This is a genomic window from Cellulosimicrobium cellulans (assembly GCF_024124905.1).
Classification (GTDB): domain Bacteria; phylum Actinomycetota; class Actinomycetes; order Actinomycetales; family Cellulomonadaceae; genus Cellulosimicrobium; species Cellulosimicrobium cellulans_G.
Map to the genome: position 1 here is coordinate 127,985 of NZ_JAMXST010000005.1, position 17,921 is coordinate 145,905.

General features: G+C 75.1%; 12 protein-coding genes, 1 tRNA gene and 1 other RNA gene. 5 read left to right on the top strand and 9 right to left on the bottom strand.

Features of this window, described 5'->3' with window-relative positions:
• Position 1: 1 nt before the first annotated feature.
• From NHH00_RS15770 to ffs, 6 genes are all read right to left on the bottom strand, one after another.
• On the bottom strand, positions 2–2,911 hold the full coding sequence (locus NHH00_RS15770; RefSeq protein WP_253053989.1) for a DNA polymerase III subunit gamma and tau: 2,910 nt from the start codon (positions 2,909–2,911) through the stop codon (positions 2–4).
• A 145-nt stretch (positions 2,912–3,056) separates the two neighbouring features.
• Complete coding sequence (locus NHH00_RS15775) at positions 3,057–3,719, bottom strand: methionine ABC transporter permease (RefSeq protein ID WP_253053991.1); 663 nt, start codon at positions 3,717–3,719, stop codon at positions 3,057–3,059.
• Positions 3,719–4,927, bottom strand: a complete 1,209-nt coding sequence (locus NHH00_RS15780; RefSeq protein ID WP_374615117.1) for a methionine ABC transporter ATP-binding protein — start codon at positions 4,925–4,927, stop codon at positions 3,719–3,721. The genes NHH00_RS15775 and NHH00_RS15780 overlap by 1 nt, the downstream gene beginning before the upstream one ends.
• A gap of 180 nt (positions 4,928–5,107) precedes the next feature.
• Complete coding sequence (locus tag NHH00_RS15785) at positions 5,108–6,013, bottom strand: MetQ/NlpA family ABC transporter substrate-binding protein (protein ID WP_253053993.1); 906 nt, start codon at positions 6,011–6,013, stop codon at positions 5,108–5,110.
• Between the two features lie 478 nt (positions 6,014–6,491).
• On the bottom strand, positions 6,492–7,742 hold the full coding sequence (locus tag NHH00_RS15790; protein WP_253053995.1) for an ion channel protein: 1,251 nt from the start codon (positions 7,740–7,742) through the stop codon (positions 6,492–6,494).
• A 110-nt stretch (positions 7,743–7,852) separates the two neighbouring features.
• An RNA gene (gene ffs / locus NHH00_RS15795) (signal recognition particle sRNA small type) lies at positions 7,853–7,949 on the bottom strand.
• 133 nt (positions 7,950–8,082) lie between these two features.
• Between ffs and NHH00_RS15800 the strand changes: the two genes are divergently transcribed.
• Positions 8,083–8,168 (top strand) — tRNA-Ser (locus NHH00_RS15800).
• Between the two features lie 268 nt (positions 8,169–8,436).
• Here NHH00_RS15800 and NHH00_RS15805 read toward each other — a convergent pair.
• Complete coding sequence (locus NHH00_RS15805) at positions 8,437–10,044, bottom strand: glycoside hydrolase family 6 protein (protein ID WP_253053997.1); 1,608 nt, start codon at positions 10,042–10,044, stop codon at positions 8,437–8,439.
• A gap of 170 nt (positions 10,045–10,214) precedes the next feature.
• Here NHH00_RS15805 and NHH00_RS15810 point away from each other — a divergent pair, with 170 nt between their 5' ends.
• The 4 genes from NHH00_RS15810 to NHH00_RS15825 all read left to right on the top strand — a co-directional run bounded on the left by NHH00_RS15810 (position 10,215) and on the right by NHH00_RS15825 (position 14,629).
• Complete coding sequence (locus NHH00_RS15810) at positions 10,215–10,916, top strand: TetR/AcrR family transcriptional regulator (RefSeq protein WP_253053999.1); 702 nt, start codon at positions 10,215–10,217, stop codon at positions 10,914–10,916.
• Entirely contained in the window at positions 10,913–11,848 is a 936-nt protein-coding gene (locus NHH00_RS15815) for an ABC transporter ATP-binding protein (RefSeq protein ID WP_253054001.1), read from the top strand. The genes NHH00_RS15810 and NHH00_RS15815 overlap by 4 nt, the downstream gene beginning before the upstream one ends.
• Complete coding sequence (locus NHH00_RS15820) at positions 11,845–13,524, top strand: ABC transporter permease (protein ID WP_253054003.1); 1,680 nt, start codon at positions 11,845–11,847, stop codon at positions 13,522–13,524. Before NHH00_RS15815 ends, NHH00_RS15820 begins: the two co-directional genes overlap by 4 nt.
• A gap of 262 nt (positions 13,525–13,786) precedes the next feature.
• Entirely contained in the window at positions 13,787–14,629 is an 843-nt protein-coding gene (locus NHH00_RS15825) for a hypothetical protein (protein WP_253054005.1), read from the top strand.
• Here NHH00_RS15825 and NHH00_RS15830 read toward each other — a convergent pair.
• Together NHH00_RS15830 and NHH00_RS15835 are read right to left on the bottom strand one after the other, a co-directional pair.
• Complete coding sequence (locus tag NHH00_RS15830; RefSeq protein ID WP_253054007.1) at positions 14,611–15,309, bottom strand: response regulator; 699 nt, start codon at positions 15,307–15,309, stop codon at positions 14,611–14,613. The genes NHH00_RS15825 and NHH00_RS15830 overlap by 19 nt on opposite strands.
• A complete protein-coding gene (locus tag NHH00_RS15835; RefSeq protein WP_253054009.1) occupies positions 15,306–17,900 on the bottom strand; it encodes a DUF4118 domain-containing protein in 2,595 nt (864 codons plus the stop codon). The genes NHH00_RS15830 and NHH00_RS15835 overlap by 4 nt, the downstream gene beginning before the upstream one ends.
• Positions 17,901–17,921 lie beyond the last annotated feature (21 nt).

A 17,921-nucleotide genomic window follows, 5' to 3' on the forward strand; every position in this document is an offset into this window, starting at 1 on the left:
GTCAGACGCCCTGGTCCTGGATCTCCTCGATGATCTTGCCGTCGAGCAGGCTCACGACGAGCGCCGTCCCGACCAGACCGGTCGAGACGATGTCGGGGTCGTCCGCGGAGGGCAGGTCGTCCATCGAATCGACCGTCGACGGCGCGTCCCGCCGAGCCGACGCCTCGGCAGGTCGGGAGACGCGGGCCGTCGTGGCCGCCGCGATCGCCGCGCGCGCGGCAGAGACCCCGCGCAGCGGCTGCGCCGGGGAGGCTGGCGCAGGGCTCACGGGCGAGACCGGTGCCGGGGCGGCCGGAGCCTGCGCAGCGGGCACCACGCGCGTCTCCGGGGCGTGGTCGAGAACAGGCTCCGGCTCGGGCCCGTCGTCGAGGTCGGCCGGAGGCTCGGCGGGCGCCCCCGCGAGCCACGCCTCGTCCGCCGTGTCGATCCGAGGTTCGGGCGACGGCGACGGCGACGAGGCTCCGGCGAGCCAGGCCTCGTCCGCGGCGTCGACCACCGGACGGTGGTCCGCGTCGCCGCCGGCGACGCCCGTCTCGACCGGTCGCTCCTGCAACGCGACGGCGCCGCGCGGTGCGGACGCGCCCGTCGCGAGCGCGGTCGGGGAGGTGGCCGTGCCGGACGCCACGGTCCCGCCCAGCGCGCCGACCGTCGCGAGGGGCACGGACGCACCGCCCCCTCCGGAGCCGGGCTCCGGACCGGTCCCGCCGAGGCCGGGCGCTGCCGGGCCCCGACCGGGGCCCGCGGGCGCGGGGGCCGCAGGGCCCTGTGCCGAGGGGCGCCCGGCACCGGCCGCCCCGCCCTCGTCGAGCCGCGCCTCGACGCGCACCTGGAGCCCGAGGGTCTGGTAGACGACGTCCTGCACCGCATGGATGTGCCGCGAGGAGGAGAAGGTGCGTGCGAGGCCCGGCGACGGGAAGGCGAGGAAGAGGACGCCCTGCGCGAGCTCCGCGACCTGCGCGTTCGGGCCGACCAGCGACCACGTGACGGGGTTCGCCCGCAGGTTCTCCAGCACCTCGGGCCAGCGCCGCCGGAGCTCCTCGGTCGTGAACGCCGGGCTCGCGGCACCGGACGGGGCGCTCGCCGTCGGCTGCGCCGGACGGCCTGCTGCCAGCCCTGCGGGGGCCGCCTCGGCACGCGCGGGCGGCGCCGCCTCCTCGCGCGTCGGCGACACGGCGTCGTCGCGCGTCGCTGCATCGGCGTCCGCGTGGTCCTGCTCCGCCGGACCGGTTGGCTCGACCGGGCCGGTCCGACGCGCGGTACCGGTCTGCTCGACCGGCGGCACCGCCTGCGCCGGTCCGCCGCCGGTCTCCGCGGTCGACGACGACGTGGGCACGGCGGGCGGCGCGGCGTCCGTGCGCGCGGGCTCGGTCGTGCCCGACGGAACGACGCCCTCGTTCGGTACGGACGGGGTGTCCGGTGCCGACGGGGCGCCGGGCGCCGAGGCCCGCTCGTCCTCGACGGTCCCTGCCGGGACGGCCGCGGCGGCGCGGGGCTCGGCCGGCTCGGGTGCGGGCCGCGCGTCGGTCGGCGCGGCGGCACCGGCCGACGGCTGCACAGCGGGGGCGGACGGGGTGGACCGGGTGGGGCGGAGGGCGGCGCGCACGGCGGCGGCACCGGTGAGGCCGGACGCCGGTGCGGTCGCGGCGGGGGCCCGGCCGCCGCCGTCGGGCACGGCGGCTCCGGCGCCGGCAGGCGTCCCCGCCCCCGGCGAGACGGCCGCCGGCACGGCGGCGACGGCGCCCAGGCCGCCACGCTCGAGCCGGTCGAGGCGCGCCGCGAACCCGGCTGCGCCGTCGTCGGCCCCGGGAAGGAGCAGCCTCGCCATGAGGAGCTCCAGGTGGAGTCGCGGCGAGGTGGCGCCCGTCATCTCCGTGAGCGCCGCGTTGACGAGGTCGGCCGCGCGCGAGAGCTCGGCGACGCCGAGGTTCTGCGCCTGGGCGCGCATGCGTGCGAGCTGGTCGGCGGGCTGGTCGCGCAGCACGGCCTGCGCCTCGTCGCCGGAGACGGCGATGACGATGAGGTCGCGCAGGCGTTCGAGGACGTCCTCGACGAAGCGCCGGGGCTCGTGCCCGGTCGCGATGACGTGGTCCACGACGCGGAAGATGCTCGCGCCGTCGCGCGCGGCGAGGGCGTCCACGACGTCGTCGAGCAGCGTCGCGTGCGTGAAGCCCAGGAGCGCGACGGCGCGCTCGTACTCCACGGCGCCGTCCTGGGCGCCCGCGATGAGCTGGTCCATGACGGACAGCGAGTCGCGGACGGAGCCGCCCCCGGCGCGCGTGACGAGCGGGACGACGCCGCCGCCGATCGTCACGCCCTCCGCGGCGCACAGCTCCTCGAGGTAGGGCCCGAGCACGTCCGGCGGGACGAGACGGAAGGGGTAGTGGTGCGTGCGCGAGCGGATGGTGCCGATGACCTTGTCCGGCTCCGTCGTCGCGAAGACGAACTTCACGTGCTCGGGCGGCTCCTCGACGAGCTTGAGCAGGGCGTTGAAGCCCTGCGGCGTCACCATGTGCGCCTCGTCGAGGATGAAGATCTTGTACCGGTCGCGCGCCGGGGCGAACGCGGCGCGCTCGCGCAGCTCGCGGGCGTCGTCGACGCCGTTGTGCGACGCCGCGTCGATCTCGACGACGTCGAGGCTGCCCGGGCCGCCGCGCGCGAGCTCGACGCACGACGGGCACTCGCCGCAGGGCGTGTCGAGCGGGTCGTCCGGGGTGTTCCGCGCGCAGTTGAGCGTGCGCGCGAGGATGCGCGCGCTCGTCGTCTTGCCGCAGCCGCGCGGGCCGGAGAAGAGGTAGGCGTGGTTCACCCGGCCGCTGCGCAGCGCCTGCATGAGCGGCGCGGTCACGTGGTCCTGACCGATCACCTCGGCGAAGGTCTCGGGCCGGTAGCGGCGGTACAGGGCGGTGCTCACCCCCGTCACTCTAGACGCCGCGTCCCACAGGCACGAGGCCGCTCCGCCGTGGTCGACGCCGAGCGCCACGAGATCGACCCGTACGTCCGAGATCGACCCTCGGGAGGTCGATCTGGGGACGCACGGGCCGATCTCGCGGGGCGGGTCAGCGGTGGAGCGCCTTGCGGGCGAGCCAGTTGCCGAGGAGCTGCGCGACCTGGACGATCGCGATGATGACGAGGACCGTCACGACCACGACGCCCCAGTTGTAACGCTGGTAGCCGTAGACGATCGCGAAGTTGCCGAGCCCGCCGCCGCCGATGATCCCCGCGATCGCGGACATGTCCAGCACGGCGATGAAGAGGAACGTGTACCCGAGGATGAGTGGCGCGAGCGCCTCGGGGACGAGCACGGTCGTGATGATGCGCCACGACGACGCGCCCATCGCGCGCGCCGCCTCGATGACGCCTGGGTCGATGCCCACGAGGTTCTGCTCGACGATGCGGCTCGTGCCGAACGCCGTCATGACGGACAGCGGGAAGATGAACGCCTCGGTGCCGAGCGTCGTCCCGACCACCTGGAGCGTCACCGGCCCGAGCAGCGTGACGAAGATGATGAACGGGATGGGCCGCACGATGTTGACGAGCACGTTGAGCACGCCGAACACCCAGCGGTTGTCGAGCAGGTTGCCCCGCCGCGTCACGTAGAGCGCGATGCCGAGGGCGAGGCCCGCCAGCCCGCCCGTGAGCAGCGCGACGGACACCATCTGGAGCGTCTGCCCGAAGGACTCCCAGAGGATCGGCCAGAGCTGGGACCAGTCGCGGTTCATCAGCGGCCTCCGAGGTTGCCGTGGCGGAAGAGGGTCTCGCGGCCGGTCCCGTACGGGTCGCCCAGGTCGCCGCCGGCTTCCTCGGGGGCGTCCCCGCCGCCCGGGTCGGCGTCGAGCCGCGCGACGCGCGGGTCGTCGAGCGGCCGGTCCGCGGTCCCCAGGTCCACGACGTCGGCCCGCTCGGCCAGCGCGACGAGGAACGGCGCGATGCGGTCCTCCGGCGCGTCGAGCTCGACGGTGAGCGACCCGAACGGGCGCTCCCCGACCTCGGAGATGCCGCCGTACACCACGGACCCGTCGACGTCGTGCTCACGCAGGAGGCGGAACAGGTCCGTCCCCGTGCTCGCGCCCTCGCGCACGCCGACCGTCACGAGCCGCCCGGGGTGCCGCTCGCGCAGCCGCGCGAGCGTCTCGCGCGACGGGCGGTCGTGGAGCGCGGTGCCGACGAACCGCTGCGCGGCGTCGGCGCTCGGTGCGGAGAAGACGTCGTACACGTCACCCGTCTCGACGACCCGCCCGTGCTCCATCACGGCGACGCGGTGGCACGTCGAGCGCACGACCTCCATCTCGTGCGTGATGACGACGATGGTGATGCCGAGCTCGGCGTTGACGCGCCGCAGGAGCGCGAGCACCTCGCGCGTCGTCTCGGGGTCGAGCGCGGAGGTCGCCTCGTCGGCGAGGAGGATCGTCGGCTGCGCGGCGAGCGCGCGCGCGATGCCGACGCGCTGCTTCTGCCCGCCCGAGAGCTGGCGCGGGTACGCCTTCGCCTTGTCGGCGAGGCCGACGAACGCGAGGAGCTCCGCGACGCGCGCGGCGCGCTTCTCGCGCGGCCAGCCGGCCACCTTGAGCGGGTAGGCCACGTTCCCGGCGACCGTCCGCGACGACAGCAGGTTGAACTGCTGGAAGACCATGCCGATGCGCGAGCGCACCTCGCGCACGCGGCGCTCGGGCAGCCCGGTGATCACCTGGCCGTCGACGACGACCTCGCCGCTCGTCACGGTCTCGAGCGCGTTGACGAGCCGCACGAGCGTCGACTTGCCGGCGCCCGAGTAGCCGATGACGCCGAAGATCTCACCGCGGCGGATGCGCAGCGAGACGTCGTCGACGGCGTGCACGGCGCCGTCGCCCTCGCCGAACGTCTTGCTCACGTGGCGCAGCTCGATCGCGGGCTGCTCGTCACCGCCCTCGTCGCGGGGGACGTCGGTCACGTCGGGTTCCTCTCGTCGGAGGCCGGGCCTCCGGGCCGGGGCCGCCCGGGTCGCCTGGGATCACCAGGTGCGTCGTCGGGGCCGCCTGTCGGGGTGTGCCGCTCGCCTGCCATCGTCCTCCCCCGGGCACGACGGCGCGCGAGGGCGGGCGCGACGCGCGCGCCCGCCCTCGCGGGGACGTCAGGAGTTGCGGATGTCGTCCTCGATGCCCGCGAGGATCTCCTGGAGCTCGGCGGGCGTGTTCTCCTTGATGACGGCGGTGCCGCCCGACGCCTTCTTCTCCGCCTCGACGACCTCCGGCGAGTGCGAGATCTCGGCGAGCTTGAGCAGCGTCGCGTCGTCCTTGTCCTCGGCCCGCGCGACCCACACGTTGATGTAGGGCTTGGCGGCGTCGGAGTCGGGGTCGTCCTGGAAGAGCGCGTCCTCGGGCTTGAGGCCCGCGTCCTCGACGAAGTCGTTGTTGATGATCGACGCGTCGACCGACTGGAGCTGGATCGGGGTCTGCGCGGCGTCGACGGGCGTGACCGTCACCTTGGAGCTGGGCAGCACGTCGGCCTCGGTGGAGATGGAGCTCCCGCCGTCCTTGAGCTCGACCAGGCCGGCCTCCTGGAGCACGAGGAGCGCACGGGCGAGGTTGGTCGGGTCGTTCGGCACGGCGACCTGGCCGCCGTCGGGGATCTCCTCGAGCGACGTGTGCTTCGACGAGTACAGGCCGAGCGGGTAGACGGCGGTCGCGCCGATCGGCTGGAGGTCGTCGCCCGCGTCCACGTTGTACCCCGCGAGGAACTGGAGGTGCTGGAACTGGTTGACGTCGAGCTCGCCCTGGGACAGCGCCGGGTTCGCCTGCGTGTAGTCCTGGAGGTCGACGAGCTCGATCTCGATGCCCTCGGCCTCGGCCTGCTCCTGGAACACCGCCCACTTGTCGTCGGACGCGCCGACGACGCCGACGCGGATCGGGTCCGCGGCGTCGCCGCTCGCGGCGCCGCCCGCGGTGTCGTCGCCACCGCCGCAGGCGGTGAGGGTGAGGGCGGCCGTGGCGGCGATCGCGGTCCAGGTCAGACGCTTGCGGGTGGTCGAGAACGACATGGGGGTTCCTTCCGGTGGCGGCGACGACGGTCACGGGTGGCGACCGGCGCGGCCGGTGGTGCAGGGACGGCCCTGCGAGGCGGTGGGGTTCGGGGTGCTTCCGGCGGGCCATCAGCCACGCGGCGAGCGGGGGCGTCGTCGTCAGGACGACGCGGCGGGTGCGGCGCAGGTCTCCCTGCGGGTCACGACGGCGTCAGCAGCCGCACATTCGCCCGGTGCGCACGCCACGACAGCACGACGTGCCGGCGCAGGACGCTGCGCGCGGGGTCGTGGTGACGACGTGGTTCCGGGTCATGCCGACATCATGTGCACGGTGGCACCCCGGACGCCAATCCCCGGGCCAGATTGTCCATGATGTGGACGGAGAAATGGTCGCATGCCGGGAATCCCCGGCCTCAGACCGGGACGAAGCGGGCACCTGGCCAGGTCATGAGGGCCGTGCGACGACCGAACGGGGAGATCTGCGCCACACCGCCGCTCACGTCCGGGCCAGGGCGGCGAACTCGGGCGCTCCGTCCGCGGGAGGGTCCACGCGCATCGGCGGCATCACCCGCGCGACCAGCCAGACCGGCAGGATCGCGACGCACAGCACCGGGATGAGCCGCACGTCGCCCACGGTCACGGCCGCCATGAAGAGCGCGAGCCACCCGTCCCGGCTCACGACGAGCACGGCCCCGAGGACGGCCGCCGACACCGCGACCGCCGCGGGCACGGCCGGGACGAGCGACGATGCCGCGAGCCCGACCGCCACGCCGACGAACACCGTCGGGAAGATCCGACCGCCCCGGAAGCCGGCGCCCGCGGCGACGACGAGGGCGACGAGCTTGACGAGGGCGAGGACGAGGATCGCCGACCAGGCGAGCGTGTCGGCCTCCTCGGACAGCTCCTTCATCTGCGCCAGCCCCTTGAAGAGCGTGAGCGGCCCTCCGAGGACCCCGAGGAGCCCGAGCAGGAGACCGGCGGCACCGAGGGCGAGGACGGGGTGCCGCAGCGCGTGGAACGCGCGGTGGACCCACGGGAGGGCGAGGACGGCCAGGAGCGCGAGCAGTGCGGCGACGAGGGCCACGACCGCGGCGCTCAGCGCGTCGCCGACGTGCAGCCCGGGATGGTCGGGGAGGTCGATCGCGAACGTCGGCGCGTCGAACGCGAGCATCGTCACGGCCCCGGCCCCGGCGGCCACGAGCGGGGCGAAGAGCCGGTCGAACAGCGGTCCCGGCGCGTCGCCCCGCTCGGCGAGCGTCTCCGTCAGGACGAGCGCGGCCGCGACCGGCGTCGCGAACATCGCCCCGATCGTCGCGGCCATCGCCAGGCCCACGGCACCCTGCACCGGCACGCCCAGCCGGGGGCGGCACAGGAGCCAGGCCGTGAGGGCGACGTTGATCGCGATGATCGGGTTCTCCGGCCCCAGGCTGACGCCGCCCGCGAGGCCGAGGACGAGCGTGAGGGCGAGGCCGGGCAGGGCACGCAGCGGGAGCGGAGCGGTCACGAGGTCCGTCGTCGCGGGGTCGACCCCCGCGTGCCCCGGTGCCCACCGGATCGTCGCGCCGACCAGCAGGCCCGTGACGGTGAGCACGACGACCGTCCACCAGGTCTCCGTCGTCGCGAGGCCCCACGCCGCGGGCAGCCGGTCCCACACGAGGTCCTGGATCCACGTGGCGAGCGCCGAGAGCGCGAGAAGGGTCAGGGCGCAGAGCACGCCGACCAGGAGCGCCGGGACGACCAGGCGCACCAGGCGCCCCGTTGACAACGGACGCTGCGGTTCCCCGGTCACACGGGCAGAGAACCACGCCGGGACCGAGGCTGCACCTCGACCGCTCGGGTCCGCCGCGGCCCCGGGACGCGAAGGACCCCTCGCACACCCACCAGAGCTCACCTACCCTTGCTGCCTTCCGGCCCTGGGGGAGTTCGGCGAGATGATGCCGCACGAGGGGTCTGCGCCCACCCTAGCCCAGGTCGGCGCCCCACCCGAAACCCGGTCGGGCGCGGGGGCGATTCGGCCCGGACGCCGCGGTCCGGTATCCTCGTTGCGCTGCCGTCGGTGCGCCGTGTGCGCGTCGGCCGTCGCACCAGGAGGATTCGCCTAGTGGCCTATGGCGCACGCTTGGAAAGCGTGTTGGGTTAACAGCCCTCGGGGGTTCGAATCCCCCATCCTCCGCAGACCGAAGGGCCCGCCGCACTCGCGGCGGGCCCTTCGTCGTCGTCCGTCGCACCATGTCCGGCCGCCGGGACCGAAAAGGCCCGTCGCACGAGTGCGACGGGCCTCTCGACGTCCCGACGGTCCGACGCGCCGGGACGTGGCGCCGGCGGTGCCGCCGACGGCTACCCCCAGCCTACGGGTGTCTGGCCCGGAACGGCAGGGGTCTCTCGTCCCCAGTGCCCGTGATCTCCACGACGCACGTCGTGCGGGGAGCCGCGGCCACGGGTCAGACGACGTGGCATGGGCGCCCTCCGAGGGTCACGAGCTGCGGGCCGGCGCCCGGCGCGCCCGACGCGACGAAGCCGAACGTCGCCGTCGCGCCCGGTCGCACGCGCGCGTTCCACGACAGGCTGTGCGCGGTGAGGGCGGCGCCGTCGCGGCCCGCCTGCGCGCCCCACACGTCGGTGAGCCGCTGGTCCCCGTCGGGCGTCCAGCGCAGCTCCCAGCCGTCGAGCGGCGACGCGCCGGTGTTGCGGAGCTCGACCTGGGCGATGAAGCCGCTGCCCTTCTTGCCCTGCCACGTCCCGTGGACGGTGTACGCGACCTCGCAGGTCGGGCGCTCGACGGCGGGCGAGGCGAGCGCGAGGAGCTCAGCGGCCTGCTCGACGAACCACTGCCCCGCCGCCGGGTCCTCGATGCCGCGTGCGGGGTCGAGCGGGCCGCCGGTGCCGCGGTAGCACTTGCCGTCGGACTCGCCGGGCACCTTGATCCACAGGTACGCGTCGACGAACGGGTCCCCGGTGTCCGTCGTCGGTCGCTCGCCGAGCCCGCGGTCGGGCGGGTTGCACCACACCTCGGGGTCGGCGTAGACGCCGGACGGCGCGGTCCACGGCCCCTGGCCGTTGCGGCTCGTGTCGACGACGACGTGCTTCTGCGCCGCCGGGTCGCGCGCGACGCCCGTGTCCGCGTACGCCTGGGCGTACGCGGCGTCGGTGAGGCCCCAGGTCTCGACGTCGTCGGGGTTCGCCGGGTAGTACTGGCTCGCGCACCACGCGGGCTCCCACCAGCTGTTCACCGACAGGTTGACGCAGTCGCTGATCCACGTCCCGTACTTCACGAGGCGCTCGGTCTCGACGTAGTTCGACGCGTTGACGAACACGCCGTCGGCGCGCTCGACGCCCGCCTTGATGAGGCGGTCGGTGATGTCGCCGACCCCGAGCCACCCGCTGTGCGTCCCGTCGAGGTAGACCGAGGTGGCCGGGAGCGCCGTGAGCGCGTCGACGGCGTGGTTGAGCTGGACGAACCGGTCGGCCGCGGCGGTCTCCGGGTCGAGCTCGGCCGGCCGGCACCACTCGGGGTTGCCGTTGATGTCGGTGTACCAGGGGATGATCCCGAGCCCGTCCGGCTCGAGGATCACGATCGCCGGGTCGTCGCCGATCCCCTCGGCGACGGCGTCGACCCAGGCCGTGTAGGCGGCCGTGTCGGCGGCGCCGCCCGCGGAGTACTGCGCGCAGTCCCGGAACGGCAGGTTGTAGACGACGACGGTCGGCACCGACCCGTCGGTCGCGGCCGCCCGGACGACGGACGCGACGTCGTCGCGCACCTCGTCGGGCGTGCCGCCCGTGAACCATGAGGCCGACGGGAAGGACCCGAGGAGCTGGGCGTCGGCGCGGGCCTGGCCCGTGAGCGCGGCGGCGGCCTGGAGGGTCGTGGAGAACGGGTCCACGTAGAGGCGGGTCCCCGGCCCGACGACGTCGTCCGCCGCGGGGGCGGCCGTCGCCCGGGGTGCGGCGGGGGTCGGGACGGGGGCGGCGCCGGCGCTCCCGGCGGCGGCGAGCAGCGGGCTCGCGAGCGCGAGAGCGGCGACGGCGGACAGGACGGCACGACGTCTCATGCGGATCTCCTTCGATCGACACGGGGGTGCGGAAACGACGGATGGAAGCGCTCCCATCGCGTCGTGACCTCCACTCAACCCGGCGCCGTCGTCGGCGTCAAGGGCCAGGTCGCGACAGAGCGCTCCCTCGCGGGTGGACACTCGTTGAACGGGTGTTTAGTCTATTGAACGTGCGTTCAGACCAGCCCTCGCCGACCGGCCGCGGCCGCCCCGCGCCGTCGGGCACCGACGACCTCACGACCCGCGCCCGCATCCGGGACGCCGCCGTCTCGCGCTTCGCGCGCGACGGGTTCGGCGCGCCGCTGCGCACCATCGCCGCCGACGCGGGCGTGAGCGCCGCGCTCGTCGTGCACCACTTCGGCTCCAAGGACGGGCTGCGCCGCGCGTGCGACGACTACGTGTTCGACGCGGTGCGCGCCGCCAAGACCGACGCCATCTCGCCGCAGGACCCCGCGGCGGGCCCGATGGGACTGTTCGCGCAGCTCGCCGGGATCGAGGACTACGCGCCCGTGTTCGAGTACACGCTGCGCAGCCTCCAGGCGGGCGGGGACCTCGCGCGGTCGTTCGTCGAGCACCTCACGCAGGTCACGCTCGAGTACATGGAGTCGGGCGTCGCCGCGGGCGTCATCCGCCCGAGCCGCGACGAGGCGGCCCGCGCGCGCTACCTCGTCTCCGTCTCGCTCGGGTCCCTGCTCGTCGACGGCGCGCTGCGCGAGCGGGCCGAGCCGCGCGACCCCGAGGCGGACCTGCGCGAGTACGTCGAGCGCGTGATGCTCCCCGCGCTCGAGGTCTTCACCGAAGGACTCTTCGTCGAGACGACCCTGCTCGACGCCTACCTGCAGCACACCACCCACCAGGAGGAGACGCGATGACGAGCACGACCCCCGCCGTCGAGGTGCACGACCTGCGCAAGGCCTTCGGCCACGTGCAGGCGCTCGACGGCCTCGACCTCACCGTCCGCGCGGGCGAGGTCGCCGGGTTCCTCGGACCGAACGGCGCGGGCAAGTCGACCACCATCCGCGTGCTGCTCGGGCTGCTGCGGCCCGACTCCGGCAGCGCGCGGCTGCTCGGCGGAGACCCCTGGCACGACGCCGTCGACCTCCACAAGCGCCTCGCCTACGTGCCGGGCGACGTGAGCCTGTGGCCCAACCTCACCGGCGGCGAGGCGATCGACCTGCTCACCCGGCTGCGCGGGAGCGTCGACCCGCAGCGCAAGAAGCTGCTGCTCGAGCGCTTCGAGCTGGACCCGTCGAAGAAGGCGCGCACGTACTCCAAGGGGAACCGGCAGAAGGTGGCGCTCGTCGCGGCGTTCGCGTCCGACGTCGAGCTGCTCGTCCTCGACGAGCCGACGTCGGGCCTCGACCCCCTCATGGAGTCCGTGTTCACGCAGTGCGTGCGCGAGGTGACGGCCGAGGGCCGCTCCGTCCTGCTCTCCAGCCACATCCTGGCCGAGGTCGAGAAGCTCTGCGACACCGTGACGATCATCCGCTCCGGGCGCACGGTGCAGTCGGGGACGCTCGCCGAGCTCCGCCACCTCACGCGCTCGTCGGTCACCGCCGTGACCGAGCGCGACCCGTCCGCGCTCGACACCCACGACGGCGTGCACGACCTCGTCGTCGAGCCCGGCGCGGACGGGACGCGGGCACGGTTCGACGTCGACAACGACCACGTCGAGGCCGTCCTGCGCACGCTCACCGACCTCGGGCTGCGGTCCGTGACGGTCAACCCGCCGTCGCTCGAGGAGCTGTTCCTGCGCCACTACGGCGACGAGCTCGCCGTGCTCGACGGGGCGGGCGCGCTGTGAGCGCCCCCGGGACCGCGCGCACGGCGGCACCGACGCGCGGGCGGCGCGCCACCGCCGTCGCCCCCGAGCCCCACCGGCGGGGCCGCGCGGCCACCGGCTGGACCACGCTGCTGCGCTTCGTCCTGCGGCGCGACCGCGTCCGCATCCCCGTGTGGACCGCGTCGATCGCGCTCCTGTTCGGGTACGCGGCCGTCGCGCTGGACACGCTCTACCCCACCGCGGCCGACCGCCAGGCGCGCGCGGCGCTCGTGTCCAGCCCCGCGGGGATCATGCTGTCCGGTCCCCAGTACGGGATCGAGGACTACACGCTCGGCGCGATGATCGCGAACGAGATGGCGCTCACCGTCATGGTCGCCGTCGCGATCATGAGCATCTCCCTCGTCGTGCGGCACACGCGCGCCGAGGAGGAGACCGGCCGGGCGGAGCTCGTCCGGGCCGGGGTCGTCGGGCGTCACGCCCCCGCGACCGCCGCGTTCGTCGCCGCGCTCGTCGCGAACGCCGCCATCGCGCTCGCGACGGGGGCCGTCCTCGTCGCGACCGGGCTCGAGGCCGTCGACTCGTTCGCGCTCGGCGCTGCGGTGGGCGTCACGGGGCTCGTGTTCGCCGCCGTCGCGGTCGTGACGAGCCAGGTGACCGAGCACGCGCGCGCCGCGAGCGGCCTCGCGCTCGCCGTGCTCGGCGTCGCGTTCCTGCTGCGCGCGGTCGGCGACGTCCAGCAGGAGCACGGGAGCTGGGTCTCGTGGCTCTCCCCCATCGGCTGGGCGCAGCAGATCCGCGCGTTCGTCGACCTGCGCTGGTGGCCGCTCGGCCTCTCGGCCGTCCTCGTGGTGCTGCTCCTCGCCCTGGGCGCGGCGCTCGCCGCGCGGCGCGACCTCGGTGCCGGCCTGGTCCCGCCCCGCGCGGGGCGGCCCGACGCCGCCGCGTGGCTCGCGAGCCCGCTCGCCCTCGCGTGGCGCCAGCAGCGCGCGTCCGTGCTCGCGTGGAGCATCGGGGTCGGTGTCACCGCGCTCGCGTGCGGGACGTTCGTCGACTCGGTGGGCGACATGGTCGCCGACAACCCCGAGATCGCGCAGATGCTCGGCGACGCCTCCGACCTCGTGGGCGGGTTCGTCGCCGTCATGGCGCTGTTCCTCGGGCTCGGCGCGGGCGGGTTCGCCGTCGCGTCGGCCCAGCGGGCCCGCGGCGAGGAGACGGCGGGACGCCTCGAGCCCGTGCTCGCGACCGGGGTCGGGCGCGTCCGGTGGCTCGGGGCGCAGCTCGTCGTGACCCTGGTCGGGACGTCGGTGCTGCTCCTCGTCAGCGCCGTCGGGCTGTGGCTCGGTGCGCTGAGCGTCGGCGAGGACGCGTTCGGGCTCGGCGACTACCTCGCCGCGTCGTTCGCGTACCTCCCGGCGATCGCGGTCGTCGCGGGCGTCGCCGTCGCCGCGTTCGGCTGGCGGCCGGGCCTCGCGTCGCTCGCGTGGGCGCTCCTCGCGTACTCGTTCGTCGTGACGATGTTCGGTGCCCTGCTCGACCTGCCGTCGTGGGCCAGCGGCGTCTCCCCGTTCTGGCACGTCCCCCAGCTCCCCGGGGCGGACGTCGAGCCGTGGCCGTTCGTCTGGCTCACGCTCCTCGCCGTCGCGCTCGTCGCGCTGGGCCTCGCGGGCTTCCGCCGCCGCGACGTCCCCCGCCCGTGACGCCGCGGCAGAAACCTCGGCACCACGAGGTAGAGCCCTGGTACCGCGAGGTAGAGGTCTGGTAGCGCGAGGTAGAGGTCTGGTAGCGCGAGGTAGAGGTCTGGTAGCGCGAGGTAGAGGTCTGGTCGACCCGTGCCCCTGACCACGCCTCTACCTCGGCTAACCCAGGCTCTACCTCGGCGGACCAGGGCTCTACCTCGCGTCGCCGTGGGGGCCTCCGGATAGGCTCGGTCCACTGTGCCCGACCACGGAGGTGACGGTCATGTCCACGCCCGACCAGAGCGACGCGACGCGCTCGGCCAGGGCCACCCTGCACGAGTGGGTCGCCGCGATCCCCACCCAGGAGCCGAGCCCGGCGCCGGACGGCGGCTCCGGCGTCCCCGACCCGCGCACGTGGGTCGCGGCGCTCGCGCTCGAGGGGACGTGGCTCGGCCTCTACCAGGACGCGTACGCGCTCACCGAGGCCGAGTGGGAGGACCTGCTCGGCGACCTCTCCCGGTACGCGGACGTGCGTCCGCCCGCGAGCGCCGTCGTCTTCCGCGACGTGGACCTCGACGAGGACCCGTTCCGCGACGACGAGCGCCCGCTCGTGGACGCCGTCCTGCGGGTCGCGCTCGAGGAGGGCGTCGAGAACCTCACGCTCGCCGCGGTCGCGCGCCGCTGCGACCGCAGCGAGTCCACGCTGCTGGCGATGTTCGGCGACGCGGAGACGCTGGTCGACGACGTCGCGCTCGAGGTGCTGCAGTCCGGGTTCGACGACCTGTCCCCGCTGCGCCTCGACCCGTCGCGCGCGGCGGTGGCCGCGTCCGTCGCGGCGCTGGACGACTCGCGCAAGGCCGCGGCGCTCCTGCGCCTGTACGCGCTCGGCGGCGTCGCGCGCGACGACGTCCCGGAGGGGCAGCACGAGGTGCACGCGCTCGTGCTGCGCGCGTGGCGCGAGGAGGGCGCGCCGTCGTCGCTCGTGCTCGCCGCGCTCGCGTGCGACGGCTGGCGCGCGGGCGAGCTGCAGCGGGCGCTGCTGTTCCCGCCCGCGCTGCCGGGCGCCGTCGTGCGCGAGCTGGCGCGCCTCGTCGACGACGCGGCGGGTCATTCCTCGAACCGGTAGCCGATGCCGGGGCTCGTGATGAGGTGGCGCGGGGCCGCCGGGTCGTCCTCGATCTTGCGGCGGAGCTGCGCGAGGTAGACCCGCAGGTAGTGGGTGTCGCGCGTCGCGGTCGGCCCCCACACCTCGCGCAGGAGGTGCTCGCGCTCGACGACCCGCCCGCGCTGCGCGACGAGGATCTCGAGCAGGGCCCACTCGGTGGGGCTCAGCCGCACCTCGACGCCGCCGCGCAGGAGGCGGCGGCGGGCGAGGTCGATGTGCAGGTCGCCCGCCTCGACGACGGCGGACCCGTCCCGGGCGGTGCCCGCCGACCGCCGCACGGCGGCCCGCAGCCGCGCCATGAGCTCGGGCATCGCGAACGGCTTGGTGACGTAGTCGTCGGCGCCGGCGTCGAGCGCGTCGACCTTGTCGTCGCCGAGGTGGCGGGCGGAGAGCACGACGATCGGCACGGTGCTCCACGCGCGCACCGCGCGGATGACGTCGAAGCCGCTGAGGTCGGGCAGACCGAGGTCGAGGAGGATGACGTCGGGCGTGTCCGTCGCGACGAGGTCGATGCCCGCCCCGCCCGACGTGGCGGTGCTCACCCGCCAGCCGTGCGTGCGCAGCGTGATGGCGATGGCGCGCAGCAGGCCGGGGTCGTCGTCGACGACGAGGACGTGGTGGGTCGCCGGGTCGTCGCTCACGCGCTCTCCTCCCGCTCGGGGCGTGCCGCGTCGCGCGGCGCGACGGGGACGGTCAGGACCATGGTGAGGCCTCCGCCCGGGGTGTCCTCGGGGACGAGGGTCGCCCCGACGGCGCGGGAGAACCCGCGCGCGACGGCGAGCCCGAGCCCGACGCCGTGGCCGGCAGCGTCACCGAGCCGCTGGAAGGACTCGAACATCCGTTCCTTGGCCTCGTCGGGCACCCCGGGCCCGAGGTCGACGACCCGCACCTCGACGATCCCGCCCGAGGCGGACGCCCGGACGCGGACGGGCTCGCCCGGGGGCGCGAACCGCACCGCGTTGGCGACGACGTTCGCGACGACGCGCTCGAGCAGGCCGGGGTCGGTGCGCACCAGCGGCAGGTCCTCGGGCACGTCGAGCACGACGCGCGGGCCGTGCGGCTCGACCGCGACCGGCACGATCTCCTCGAGCGAGACGTCGCGCAGGACCGGGGCGACGGAGCCCGTCTGCAGGCGCGAGAGGTCGAGCAGGTTGTCGATGAGCTGTTCGAGCCGCCCGGTCTCGGACGCCGCGGTCTCGACGAGCGCCGTCCGGTCCTGCGGCTCCAGGACCGCCTCGGGCGAGCGCAGCCCGTCGACCGCGGCGCGGATCGCGGCGAGCGGGGTGCGCAGGTCGTGCGAGACGGCGGCGAGCAGCGCCGTGCGGGTCGCGTCCGCCTCGGCCAGGACGGCGGCTCGAGCCGCCTCCTCGCGCAGCCGGCGGTACTCCAGCACGATGCCCGCCTGCGCGCCGAACGCCTCGAGCACCTGGCGGTCGCCCGCGGGCAGCGGACGGCCGTCGAGCACGAGCCGGAGGTCGTCGTCGACGCTCACCACGGTCCGGGTCTCGTCATCGCCCCCGGGGCGTCGTCGGGACCCGCTCCCGGCCGGCCCCCCGGTGTCGGCGGCGCGGTCCGCGACCGCGATGGTCGACCACTCGCGCCCGCGCCCGTCCGCGCGCGACCGCTCCTCGATCGCGACCCGCCGGAGCTGGAAGGTCTGGGCCAGCCGACCGACGACGGCCTCGGCCGTGTCCTCCCCGGACAGGACCGAGCGGGACAGCGCGGCGAGGGTCGACGCCTCCGCCCGCGCCCGGTAGGCCTGCACCGTGCGCCGGGCCGAGAGGTCGACGACCGACGCGACCGCGGCCGCGACGAGCACGAACACGAGCAGGGCGAGCAGGTTCTCCGGGTCGGCCACGGTGAGCAGCCCCGTGGGCGGCGTGAAGAACCAGTTGAGGCACAGGAACGAGACGACGGCGCAGGCCAGCGCGGGCCACATGCCGCCGACGAGCGCGACGCCGACCGACAGCGCCAGGAAGAGCATGACCTGCGTCGACAGCCCGACCGCTCCCCGAGCGGCGTCGAGCAGGGCCGTGAGTCCCGCCGGGCCGGCGACGGCGAGCACGAACCCCGCGACGCGCCGCCGGGCGGACAACGGGCTCCAGCCGCGCCGCGCGACCCGTCCCGACCGGGCCCGCTCGTGCGTCACGAGGTGCACGTCGAGCGAGCCCGAGAGCCGGGCGATCTCCGCGCTCGTGGACCCGAGGAACGCCTCGCGCCACCGCGAGCGCCGCGAGACGCCGACGACCACCATCGTCGCGTTCGCGCCGTGCGCGAAGTCGACGACGGCCGACGCGACGTCCTCCCCCACGACGGTGTGGAACGTCCCGCCGAGGGACTCGACGAGGGCGCGGTCGGCGGCGATCGCCGCGGGCGAGGCCGTGGGCAGGCCGTCGGTCGCGAGCACGTGCACGGCGAGGAGCTCGGACCCCGCCGCCCGCTCGGCGATGCGGGCGCCGCGACGCAGCAGCGTCGCGCTCTCGGGCCCGCCGGTCACGGCCACGACGACGCGCTCGCGCGCCGGCCACGTCCCGGAGATCGCGTGGTCGGCGCGGTACCGCGTGAGGGCGTCGTCGACGCGGTCCGCGAGCCACAGGAGCGCGAGCTCGCGCAGCGCCGTGAGGTTGCCCTCGCGGAAGTACGAGGACAGCGACGCGTCGATCTGCTCGGCCCGGTACACGTTCCCGTGCGCGAGCCGCCGCCGCAGCGCCTGGGGCGAGAGGTCGACGAGCTGGATCTGGTCGGCCTCGCGCACCACGTGGTCGGGGACGGTCTCGCGCTGCCGCACCCCCGTGATCGCCTCGACGTCCTCCGTGAGCGACTCCAGGTGCTGCACGTTCACCGTCGTCACGACGTCGATCCCGGCCGCCAGCAGGTCGTGCACGTCCTGCCACCGCTTGGCGTGGCGCGAGCCCGGCGCGTTCGTGTGGGCGAGCTCGTCGACGAGCGCGACGTCCGGGTCGCGTGCGACGACGGCGTCGACGTCGAGCTCGGTGAGCTCGACGCCCCGGTGCCCGACGGCGCGGCGCGGGACCACCTCGAGGTCGCCGATCTTCGCCGCCGTGGCGGGGCGCCCGTGCGTCTCGACGAGGCCCACCACGACGTCGGTCCCGCGGGACCGGCGACGGTGCGCCTCGTCGAGCATCGCGAACGTCTTGCCGACGCCCGGCGCGGCGCCGAGGTAGACCGTCAGCCTCCCCCGGCGCCGCCCGTCAGGCGTGTCGGCACTCATGTGCGCAGTCCATCACGTCGC